Origin of the sequence: Epilithonimonas hispanica (genome assembly GCF_003385395.1) — a bacterium.
Taxonomy (GTDB): domain Bacteria; phylum Bacteroidota; class Bacteroidia; order Flavobacteriales; family Weeksellaceae; genus Epilithonimonas; species Epilithonimonas hispanica.
Genome location: NZ_QNUG01000006.1, coordinates 1 through 11,426 on the forward strand (window position 1 = coordinate 1; position 11,426 = coordinate 11,426).

At 33.9% G+C, this 11,426-nt stretch carries 11 protein-coding genes and 1 pseudogene; all 12 read left to right on the plus strand.

Features of this window, described 5'->3' with window-relative positions:
• Positions 1-952 precede the first annotated feature (952 nt).
• The 12 genes and pseudogenes from DRF58_RS03525 to DRF58_RS03575 all read left to right on the plus strand — a co-directional run bounded on the left by DRF58_RS03525 (position 953) and on the right by DRF58_RS03575 (position 11,211).
• The gene (locus tag DRF58_RS03525) at positions 953-1,429 is read left to right on the plus strand and encodes a DUF6088 family protein (RefSeq protein WP_116032912.1); all 477 of its coding nucleotides are present in this window, start codon (positions 953-955) and stop codon (positions 1,427-1,429) included.
• 166 nt (positions 1,430-1,595) lie between these two features.
• Positions 1,596-1,880 (plus strand): annotated as a pseudogene (locus DRF58_RS03530) (glycine cleavage system aminomethyltransferase GcvT); the annotation flags it as partial.
• 420 nt (positions 1,881-2,300) lie between these two features.
• Positions 2,301-3,128, plus strand: coding sequence for a helix-turn-helix domain-containing protein (locus DRF58_RS03535; protein ID WP_116032915.1), 828 nt, complete (start codon positions 2,301-2,303; stop codon positions 3,126-3,128).
• A gap of 211 nt (positions 3,129-3,339) precedes the next feature.
• Positions 3,340-4,161 carry an alpha/beta fold hydrolase gene (locus DRF58_RS03540; protein WP_116032918.1) on the plus strand — a complete coding sequence of 274 codons (822 nt, stop codon included), beginning with the start codon at positions 3,340-3,342 and terminating at the stop codon, positions 4,159-4,161.
• 117 nt (positions 4,162-4,278) lie between these two features.
• Positions 4,279-5,187, plus strand: coding sequence for an alpha/beta fold hydrolase (locus DRF58_RS03545; protein WP_116032920.1), 909 nt, complete (start codon positions 4,279-4,281; stop codon positions 5,185-5,187).
• Positions 5,188-5,250: 63 nt separating this feature from the next.
• Positions 5,251-5,691 carry a Rid family detoxifying hydrolase gene (locus DRF58_RS03550; RefSeq protein ID WP_116032923.1) on the plus strand — a complete coding sequence of 147 codons (441 nt, stop codon included), beginning with the start codon at positions 5,251-5,253 and terminating at the stop codon, positions 5,689-5,691.
• A 699-nt stretch (positions 5,692-6,390) separates the two neighbouring features.
• Entirely contained in the window at positions 6,391-7,947 is a 1,557-nt protein-coding gene (locus DRF58_RS03555) for a type I restriction-modification system subunit M (RefSeq protein ID WP_245955358.1), read from the plus strand.
• Between the two features lie 282 nt (positions 7,948-8,229).
• Complete coding sequence (locus tag DRF58_RS03560) at positions 8,230-8,745, plus strand: thioredoxin family protein (RefSeq protein ID WP_116032926.1); 516 nt, start codon at positions 8,230-8,232, stop codon at positions 8,743-8,745.
• A 216-nt stretch (positions 8,746-8,961) separates the two neighbouring features.
• Positions 8,962-9,132 carry a hypothetical protein gene (locus DRF58_RS18345; protein WP_157966702.1) on the plus strand — a complete coding sequence of 57 codons (171 nt, stop codon included), beginning with the start codon at positions 8,962-8,964 and terminating at the stop codon, positions 9,130-9,132.
• On the plus strand, positions 9,132-9,773 hold the full coding sequence (locus DRF58_RS03565; RefSeq protein WP_116032928.1) for a hypothetical protein: 642 nt from the start codon (positions 9,132-9,134) through the stop codon (positions 9,771-9,773). The genes DRF58_RS18345 and DRF58_RS03565 overlap by 1 nt, the downstream gene beginning before the upstream one ends.
• The gene (locus tag DRF58_RS03570) at positions 9,773-10,801 is read left to right on the plus strand and encodes a nucleoid-associated protein (protein WP_116032931.1); all 1,029 of its coding nucleotides are present in this window, start codon (positions 9,773-9,775) and stop codon (positions 10,799-10,801) included. The genes DRF58_RS03565 and DRF58_RS03570 overlap by 1 nt, the downstream gene beginning before the upstream one ends.
• Positions 10,802-10,851: 50 nt before the next feature.
• Positions 10,852-11,211, plus strand: coding sequence for a hypothetical protein (locus tag DRF58_RS03575; RefSeq protein ID WP_116032932.1), 360 nt, complete (start codon positions 10,852-10,854; stop codon positions 11,209-11,211).
• Positions 11,212-11,426: the final 215 nt, after the last annotated feature.

Here is an 11,426-nt window from a genome sequence, read left to right on the forward strand (position 1 = left end):
TTATCTATAAGCTAAACCGAAGATATTTTGGTGACAAACTCTTCGAAAGGCTCATTATTGCTAATATTACAGCGATATGAGTAAAAACGGATATACATAAAAAATTATGTTGAAAATCTTATTAAACAAAGCAATCTAAAAATAAGTTCTTCAAAAACCGAATCTTTCGTTTTTAGAAAATCAATATACAATCAAGAACAAAATAGTAGACTAACTTCCTTTAAGCAAGTTGAAGGTAATGTAAGGAAAGACGCGCCTTTAATATACCTTGGATTTGAATTTCGAGGATACAATACTTGTATAAAATCAACAAATATTGCTAAATTTTATAGAAGACTAATTTCTATTGTTCGACGAAGATCTAATCGAGCAATAAGAAACAAAAATCCGAATATTCCAAAAGCAGTGTTTAAAAATCAAATTAAAAAATTATACAAAAAACCGTTACGAGATTTAGATGGGGAGAATGGAGAAATTAAACAGACGTTTCGGAATAGAACATTTCTTGTGAAAAATGCGAGAGATGAGTTCTCAATGATCGTTAAACCATCTGTAAATAAAAATAAATCAAACTATTTTAGCTATATTAAAAGGTGTGAAAAAATTTTCGATAGCAAAATTTTTTCTAAACAGCTTCGGAAAAAAGAACATTTGCTAAACACCGCTATTGCAAAGCATTTGAATAAATAAGGTTTGTTTTGAATAATCATACTGCAGGAATTTGCCAAAAGACGAGGTGTTGCGCTAATGTATTATGATTAAAGATTTATAAACCATATTTTGTCACAAATATTTACTAAATTTGTGACAATATTAATTCATAGAAACTGTGCAAACTACTCATAATCATATAGAAACCAAGATTAAGAAATCATCTAAGGGAAAAATATTTTTCGCAGAAGACTTTCTGAAGTTTGGCTCTGCGGAGAATATTCGGTAGGTTCTAAGGCGGTTGGAAGAGCAGGGAGTTTTGGTTCGGTTGGCTCACGGAATTTATTTGGTTCCTAAGAAAGATGAGCTTTTAGGAACGGTCTATCCAAGCAGCGAAGAAATTGCAAAGGAAATTGCGAAAAGAGATAAAGCCAGAATTGCACCTACGGGAGCGATGGCAATGTATTTGTTGGGGCTTTCTAACCAAATTCCGCTACACGCGGTTTATCTTACAGATGGTGCGCAAAGAGAAATTAAAATAAGAAAAAGCATCATTAAATTTAAGAAAACTGCCCCAAGAAATTTAGCGGTTAAGGATGAATTGCTTCAGCTCATCATTCAAGCGTATAAAATTACAAGAGAGAAAAATATTTCAGAAGATTTTGAGGAAAAACTTACAGTCTATATTAAGAAAATAGACGAAAAAGTATTAATGTCTCAATTGAAATACGCACCAGTTTGGATTCAGAAAAGAATAAAAAACAGATACCTTTCATAAAAATGTGGCATCAGCAACTTACTAAAGAACAAAGATAATGAGTAAATTAAATAATCATAAGCTAATATTATGAGGAAATGTTCAATAAATACGTTTGTTTATATTCGTTAATTTCGTATCATATTTGTACCATAAAAACATAACTAATTGATTTTCAATATCCGTTATTTTTGAAGAAGGAAAAGAAGAAGGAATAGAACCGATAGGTTTAGGAGCCAGAGATACATTACGTTTGGAAATGGGCTACTGTTTGTATGGGAATGATATTGATGATTATACTTCTCCTTTAGAAGCTGGACTAGGCTAGATTACTAAATTTAATAAAGACTTTGTTCATAGTGGATTTTTAAAAATCCAAAAAGAAAAAGGAGTATCCAAAAAGTTGGTAGGGTTTGAAATGGCTGATAAAGGAATTCCTCGTCATGGCTACGAAATTTGGAATGAGAGCCATTAGATCATAGGAACAGTTATTTCCGGAACGATGTCACCAACCCTTAAGAAAGCAATTGGGAAGGCAAAAAACCTATTATCCTGACAGCAGGTGAAGTACTTTGGGTTCCGACAGGAAAAAATCATTTCGCAAAAAATATTGGCAAGATTAGAGCTTCCGAACTTGCTACCTATATTGTAAAAAAGATAAACCATTACTTGTATTCAAAAAAGTAATAGTACCTGGTCAATGGTGGGTAAATGAGTACTGTTACAGTGAAATAATCTATTTAATGTCCATTAATTGGCTGGATGTAAACTAAAACATCTTGCATTGTTGAGTAAACACGAAATACTATCGCATTTTTGATATTTTATTATCTATTTTTACAGCAGAATTTTTGACTAAAGATATCTACATAATAATCTTTTAAATCATTAAATGATAAAAGAATTTTCATATAAGAAATTTGGTAAGCTGGAATTCAGCAAAGCCTCGGCTCAGAACGATTCCCTGAATAAAATATACGAGCATATTAAAGTCCTGTTTATCCCAAAAAATGCAATCATCCAGGTCGACTTTCAGGAGATAGCCATGAAAACCGATGCCTTATTGTTTATTAATCCACATGTGATTTTAAAGCCCTGTGAAACTATAGGTGGACAACTGATGCATTTTAACAAAGATTTTTATTGTGTAGAAATTCACGATCATGAAGTTGCCTGCGATGGTATTTTATACAATAATGTATTTGAGATTCCTTTTATCAGTTTAAACGAAGAGCAGTCTGTTGAGATCCAAAAGATCATAAGCGATATTCAGTCCGAACTGGGGAACGAAGATTCTAGTACTGAAGAGATGCTGAGAACATTGTTAAAACTGATTATATTAAAATCGACAAGGATCTGGAAGCAACAGCACCAATTATCTGACAGCGTGCAACAGGCTGACGTACAGTTTTTGCGGAAATTCAGCAAATTGGTTGAACAGCATTTTAAAACGCATCACACTGTGGCCGACTATGCTGACATGCTCTGTATTACACCAAAGAACCTCAGCAAAAAAATAAGCATGGTCAGTAAAGAAACGCCAAATGATATTATAAAAAACCGGATAATTCTGGAAAGCAAGCGCCTTTTAGCACATACCACCATGAATGTGAAAGAAGTTGCCTACAGCCTGAATTATGAGGACGATGCGTACTTTGTCCGTTTTTTCACAAAACATACCGGAATATCACCAACGAACTTTAGAAAACAGTTTAAATAGAGCGTTATCAAATAATGCAAAAAGCACAACCTGTTGGGTTGTGCTTTTTGCATTATTATACCCTTTCGAACTGTAGATAATGCTATCTAACACCAAATAACCTTCGTCGGGGGAAAAAGTGCAATTCAAAGCGAAAACCATCCATTGATAGGCCCCTGAATTTACCCCAACTTTGCAATGTTAAAATAAAACAACATTAAATAATAAAGACATGAACAAGTTTACAGTAAAAGACGGAACAGAAATTTATTTCAAAGATTTAGGTGAAGGACAGCCGATATTTTTTCACCATGGATGGCCATTATCATCCGATGACTGGGATGCTCAGATGATGTTTTTCCTTGAAAAAGGATTTAGAGTAATCTCCCATGATAGAAGAGGTCACGGAAGATCCACTCAAACCTATAAGGGAAATGACATGGATACTTATGCAGCTGATGTTGCAGAACTGGTAGAGTTCCTGGATCTAAGGGATGTTATCCATGTAGGGCATTCAACAGGTGGTGGCGAGGCGATCAGGTATGCCGCCCAAAACGGAAAAGACCGGGTATCCAAAGTGGTTTTGATCAGCGCAATTACACCTTATATGATTGCTGATACCAATAATCCGGAAGGGGTGCCACTTGCAGTTTTTGACGATATCCGCCATAATACACGTCATAACAGACAACAGTTCTACCAGGATCTTACAGTTCCGTTCTATGGTTACAATAGGGAAGATGCGGTTATTAAAAAAGGAATACAGGACAACTGGTGGAGACAGGGAATGATGGGTGGTATCAAGGCGCAGTATGATTGTATCAAAGTATTTTCGGAGACCGATTTTACTGAAGATCTAAAAAGTGTAGAAATACCTGTGTTGGTATTGCATGGTGACGATGATCAAATTGTGCCTTATGCAACCACAGCTGTTAAAGCCGCTGAGCTTTTGAAAAACAGCAAGCTGATCATATATCCGGGCTTCTCCCACGGAATGCCCACTATTAATGCCGATGTCATCAACGAGGATATCCTATCATTTATAAAAGAATAGAAATCAAGAGAGGCAAAAAGTACAATTCAAAGCGAAAGCCGTCCATTGGAAGGCCTGAGGAATAAGAGCAACTTTGTAGTGTCAAAAATAACAACAATAATAAATATTTAAAGAAACATGAAAAATTTAATTTTAGCAGTCGTATTATTTACAACATTAATTTCAAATACAGTTTTATCACAAACGAAGAGAACGCCTGCATCTTATGGCAGAGAAGAATATATTGAAGTAGAGAAAAATGTGAAACTACATGTGACCGACCTTGGTGAGGGAGAACCTATTGTCTTGATCCACGGATGGCCCTTGAGTGATGCCATGTACGAATATCAGTATGCCGATTTTATTCAAAAAGGATATCGTGTGATTGGTATCACCTTAAGAGGATTCGGGTTATCTGATAAGCCGGGAGGCAAATATAATTATGATGTATTTGCAGATGATATCAAGGTTGTTTTGGACAAATTGAATATTAAAAATGCGACTATCGGCGGATTTTCCATGGGTGGCGCTACAGTGATTCACTATGTGGCCAAATACAATGCTGCACACGTTTCCAAGATGGCATTATTTGGAGCGGCAGCACCGATCTGGACAAAACGTGCAGACTTTAATTATGGCCTGTGGACTAAAGAAGATGTTAATGGTTTGATCAATCTGAACAACACTAACCGTCCAGAATTATTTGCTACATTCGGTAAGATATTTCCAGCCAATGAGACCAGCGTTTCTCAAGGTCATGGCGCTTGGTTGGGAGGCATTCAGGCTCAGGCATCACCTTATGCAATGGCTGAAGGATTAAAAACTCTGAGAGATAGCGATTTGCGTAATGATTTGAAGAAAATAACAATTCCTACTTTAATCTTACACGGTAAGTTAGATAAAATCTGTTCTTATGATCTTACCGAACAAATGAATATTTTGCTTAAAAACTCAACTTTAGTTCCTTTTGAAAAAAGCGGTCATGCCTTGTTCATCGAAGAGTTGGATAAATTTAATACCGAATTATTAAACTTCATCAAAAAATAGGATAATTATAGTATGAGGTTAGTCTAAAAAGCTAACCTCTTTTTTAATATTAAATGAATTAAAATGCACAGATTTATATTACTTTTCTTAGCCCTGACATTGTTGTCATGCAGTACAAATAAACAGATTGTAGCAGTAAAACATACGGATTTACCAAAAGCCATAGGTCCCTACAGCCATTCAACCAGCTATGAAAATTTAGTGTTTGTATCGGGCCAGATAGGAATAGATCCAAAAACAAACCGCTTAAAAGAAGGTTTTGAAGAACAAATAGTACAGATTTTTGAAAACTTAAAAACTATTCTCAAGGACAATCATTCCGATTTTGATCATATTGTCAAAACCACCATATTCATTACAGATATGAAACAGTTTGAAACAGTAAATAAGATATATAATCATTATTTCAAAAACCGCTTTCCGGCACGCAGTACAGTTGAGATAAAGTCATTACCAAGAAATGCAAGCATCGAAATAGAATGCATTGCCATTCAGGAAAACTAATTGTTTTGATAGATTTATGAGATTTATATTAAGATTATGTTTATAGTTATAAAATAACTAGTAAACCCCCGACAATAAGATGTTAATGGAAAAAAATAATATCGTCATATCAGAAGATAATTACTTGTTTAAAGGTGGGTTTTGATAAAATATCAGTTTCACTACTAATAGATTGCGGTCGAATTTTCTACAATGTGTATTTTTCAAATATAGTATACCTTGCTAAAAAAGTTTATTTTTTTGTTGGTTGTGCATAGTTGATACGCTTGTGATTTTAATTATATAAATGTTTATATTTTTTTTGAATATTTATTATAGTTTAGAATTAATTTTATTTTAAATAGCTTTTTGTTAAAACGCATAAGGCGCACATTATATCCAATTAGTTCGCGGTACAAATATGATACAAAAATATAATAAAAAACGATTAAAATGAAGCATTATTAAAAATTACCTAAAATAAAAAATCGCTGTAAACAAATAGTTTACAGCGATTTAGTAATTAATAATTATCGTTTGTTACTTTCCCTACTTGACTTCTCCAAAAATAGCTCCCCATACATGTGCGGCATACAGGAAATATGAATTTTATTTACCCGAAGTACTCGATGAAGAAATAAAATAATCATGACATTAAAGCAACAACAACAACAATTGGGTAAGACCCTTTGGGAAATAGCCGACCAACTGCGTTGAGCAATGAACGCAGATGATTTCCGCGATTATATGCTTTCATTTTTATTCCTCCGTTATCTGTCGGATAATTATGAAGAAGCGGCAAAGAAAGAATTAGGGAAAGATTATACTCAATTAAAAGAAGGTGATAAATCAACTGCTTTAGGGATTTGGTATAAAGCCAACGAAGCAGATGTGCCTGATTTCGAAAAACAGATGCGTCGGAAAATCCACTATGTCATAAAACCGCAACATTTATGGAGTAATATTTCTGAGCTTGCCAGAACCCAAAATGATGATTTACTCGTAACACAGGAAGCAGGCTTCCGCTATATCGAAAATGAATCTTTCGAAAGTGCGTTCCAGGGATTATTTTCGGAAATCAACCTCAATTCCGAAAAATTGGGCAAAACAGCTCCTGAAAGAAACAAAAAGCTTTGTACCATTATCCAGAAAATTGCTGAAGGAATTGCGGTTTTTTCTACAGATACGGACATCTTAGGAGATGCTTACGAATATCTTATCGGACAGTTTGCTGCTGGTTCAGGAAAAAAAGCAGGTGAATTCTATACCCCGCAACAGATGTCTACCATTTTATCTAAAATTGTAATTTTAGATAGCCAGAATCCTGCATTGGGAGAAAAGAAAAAATTAGATAAAGTATTTGATTTCGCTTGTGGTTCAGGTTCTTTGCTATTAAATGTACGTAGGCAATTAGAAGAAAGCGGCGGGCACATCGGAAAAATATACGGACAGGAAAAAAATATCACTACCTATAACCTTGCCCGTATGAATATGCTGCTACACGGGGTAAAAGATACCGAATTTGAGATTCACCACGGTGATACGCTTACCAATGATTGGGATATGCTGAATGAAATGAATCCTACCAAAAAAATCGAATGTGACGGGATTGTGGCTAATCCTCCGTTTAGTTTAAAATGGGAACCTAATGATAGTCTGGCAGATGATTTTCGTTTCAAAAGTTATGGTTTGGCGCCCAAATCAGCGGCCGATTTTGCATTTTTGATTCACGGATTTCATTATCTTTCCAATGAGGGGACTATGGCAATAATCCTTCCGCACGGTGTATTGTTCCGAAGTGGTGCTGAAGAATGTATCCGAACCAAATTATTGAAAGACAACCACATAGGTACCGTAATTGGACTCCCTTCAAACTTATTCTTTTCCACAGATATCCCGGTTTGTATTCTGGTTTTGAAAAAATGCAAAAGATTTGATGATGTTTTGTTCATCAATGCAAGCGAATGCTATAAAAAGGACAAACGACAAAACCGTCTGCGTGAGGGCGAAAACGGGGAACCTAATGATATCGACAAAATCGTTGAAACTTATCAGTTCCGTAATGAGGAAGAAAGGTATTCCAGAAGAGTTCCTATGAGTGAGATTGAAGAAAATGGCTATAACCTTAATATTTCCCGTTATGTAAGTACTCATATAGACGAAGAGCCGATTGATATACAAACTGTAATGCAGGAAATTAAGTCTTTGGAAGCCAGACGCTCTGAATTAGACAAAGAAATTGAGGGCTATTTCAAGGAATTAGGACTTATTTTTTAATTTTTTTATCCTTAATGTTTTTACTGACAAAAGTTGAATTATCAAGATGAAAGCTTGGGGATTTTTTTTCATTGGGAAAAAAAGTATAATTTTAATTTTAACATAATTATAACATTTGTTGTGATAAAATTAAGACCGTGTGGCTTGGTTGTTGCTTCCAATTGAAGCGATTCTCATGTTTAATTTGAGTTTTCATGGTTATTAGTTTTTACCCAGCTTCGGCTGGGTTTTTTTTTTGAAGAGAAATACTTCCTAAATTCGTTTATACTAAAAATATTATTAATGAAGATTTCAAAATTGATTATCGTCATCGCTTTGTTCGCCATGCAGTTTGGATTGGCTCAGGAGAAAGCAGATATAGTTCTAGGCAATGCACTTACTCAAGCTAAGACAGAAAATAAAAATGTTCTTTTGATATTCCACGCTTCTTGGTGTGGCTGGTGCAAACTGATGGAAAACAATATGAATCTCCCCACTACAAAACCTCTTTTCGATAACAATTATTTGACAGCTTATGTAGATGTTCAGGAACGTGGTGAAAAGAAAAAATTGGAAAATCCTGGCGGACAGGAATTGATGAACAAGTATAAAGGAGAAACTGCCGGACTGCCATTTTGGTTGATGCTAAGTCCAAAAGGAGAAGTGTTGGCAGATTCTTTTGATGATAAAGGTGAGAATATTGGCTCGCCTGCTTTTAAAGAGGAAGTGGCTTCGTTCCTTGTAAAACTTGAGAAAACCTCTCATCTGAATAAAAACGAAATCCAAAATATAGAACAGGTTTACGTCATGAAAAATTAAAAGTAATCCCCGAGTGTGAGAACTGGATAAGTATGGGGTATTTCAATCTGATTTCTAAGAAAAAGATTTAAAATTCTATGTTTAGTAATTTTAATTATATTTTATAATTAATTTAGAGGATAAAGTAATGTAAATTTTATCTTTTTTGATTAAAAACGCAAACTAATATATAATGGTAAAAAAATTGCATATATTTGCGGACAAGATTTAAATAAAATGAAAACAAGCAAAATCTCCAATTCAGGTAGTCTTGCTTCACAAAAAAAAGCAGACAGATTAAAATGGAAACCAGTAGGGACTGATAAGGTTACTAGATTAAGTGATGCAAAAGAATTAAGATTTTATAATCCTTACAAAAGACTTTGGACTAATCTTTCATTAAAATAATGAAGATATATCCTATTAGAAATCATCGAAAAATTTATAGAGATGGGCAATTGATAGCTCATCTTTTTGTTTTTAAATCTGATAAATCAAAAATTACGTATTTTCTAGAATGTGAAGTTTTTGATAAGAATATTTTAGCATTAAAATTTTACGATAAAAATCATAAGGATTCAAAAAATAGATTTTCATTTCTGACGAAAAGTAATGAGGTTTGGTCTGTTTTACATACTTGTATTCAGGTTATTCCAATATTAGAGGGAGAATATCCAGGTTGTTCTTTCGTTGCTGTTGGAGCAAGAGGGATTACTCCGGATGGAAGACAGGAACAGGTCGAAAATACTCAAAGATATATAGCATATAAAAGAATTTTATTTAAATTATTTGAAAGTACGGTTAATTATACATTAATAGATTCTGATGAACATTCTGCTTTACTAATGATGAATATATTAGAGTTTGTAGAGGATGATAATTTAAGAGAAGAGGAATTTAACGAAAAAGTTTTAACAAAATATGTTGAAATTGTTGAATTAATGGAAAATGAATTTTTGGAAATTCATAATTTTAATTCAGCTATAAGACCCAATGTTTTGTTAGAAAATGCAAAAAAAACTAAAATATTAAAAATTTTCAAAAAATAATGTTTTCAAAAATTACAGTTCACAGAGTCGGGAATAAAATCAATGGAGAATCTCTAACGCTTTCTCAGGAGGAGCTACAGCTGGATGAGGAGATGAAAGAATTGCTGGGGAATTACTTCATCAGTGCTTTTAAATCTGAAGAACAATTTCAGTTTTACAGTGATTCTTATTTGGTAAACAATCCTGTTTACAGTGCTGTGTCGGAGATTTTTGAAGATAAAGCCAAGTTCCAATGGGAATCTGAGAATATTGCTAAGCATCTATTTGAAGCGGCGGAGAATCCGAGAGTTCAGGCGGGTGAGATGTTTCTGGTTTATTTTGAAGGCGAAATTTTTGAGTCTGCGGATGGTAAAAGTGAAAAGACGGATTCTATCGGGATTTTCAAAACTGAAAAAAGAGAAGGTTTTTTGAAAATCAATCCTCAGGACGAATCTTTTGAAATCGAAAGAGATTTCGGAATCAGTTTATCCAAGATTGATAAGGCGGCTTTGATTTATAACAGCGAAAAAGAAAGTGGCTACGTTTTGTCAGTTGTAGATAATAACAAAAACGGCGATATGTATTACTGGTTCGAGGATTTCCTAAAAGTAAAACAACGCGACAACGAGTACTTCCATACACAGGAAACTTTGTCTGTTTACAAAGATTTCATTACCCAAAAATTACCGGAAGAATACGAAGTTTCCAAAGCAGACCAAGCAGATTTCTTGAACAAGTCTATCAATTTCTTCAAAGATAAAGAAGAGTTCAAATACGATGATTTTGTAAAAGAAGTGTTGGTGGATGATAATGTGATAGAAAGTTTCTCTAACTTCAAATCGGATTATGAAAACGATATGCAAATCTCGATTTCAGAAGATTTTCCAATTAATAATCAGGCGGTTAAGAAGCAGCAGAGACATTTTAAATCCATCATCAAACTCGATAAAAATTTCCATATCTATATCCACGGCGACAGAGATAAATTGGAAACCGGACAAGATGACAAAGGGAAATATTACCGTTTGTATTTTGAAGAAGAGAAATAGGATTTAACATAATCTGTATTTTTCACAAAAAATATTCTACATTTGCATTGATGTTAATCAGAAAGAACAAAGCTGTTAAGAATTTTATCTCGGTATTTTTTGCCGCGATGTATCTTTTTGTGGCTTTGTTTTCTTCAAAATTACACAATCACGAAGGCGAATCTTACTTCAGAGATTCAGGATTCAAAAAAACGGAGAAAAGCATTTCCAAAGAAGTTTCCAAAAGTCAATCCGGAGACTGTTTGGCTTGTCATTTTCTAGCTACTGGAAACTCATTGGTTCCGGAAGAATTCGTTTTTCATTTTGAAAACCATACCAACGAAGCACAACAAACTTTTTCTGTACAGGAAAAAATATGGTCAGCGACCAAATACACCTTTCAGCTTCGAGGTCCTCCATCAATTTCATAATTACGCTTTATCGACTATTTTATTTTTATTAATGAAAAAATGAGCCTTTGGGTTTGTTTTGGATATTATACAATTTGTGCTTAGAATCTATTGGTAAATATTGAACTCCTCCGGAGTTCTTTCTTACACGTTCAATAATCTACTACAAACATACTGCTCCTATCGGAGCCAATATTAAAAGATAAAATGGTGTTAAGTAGATGAAAGAAAATAGA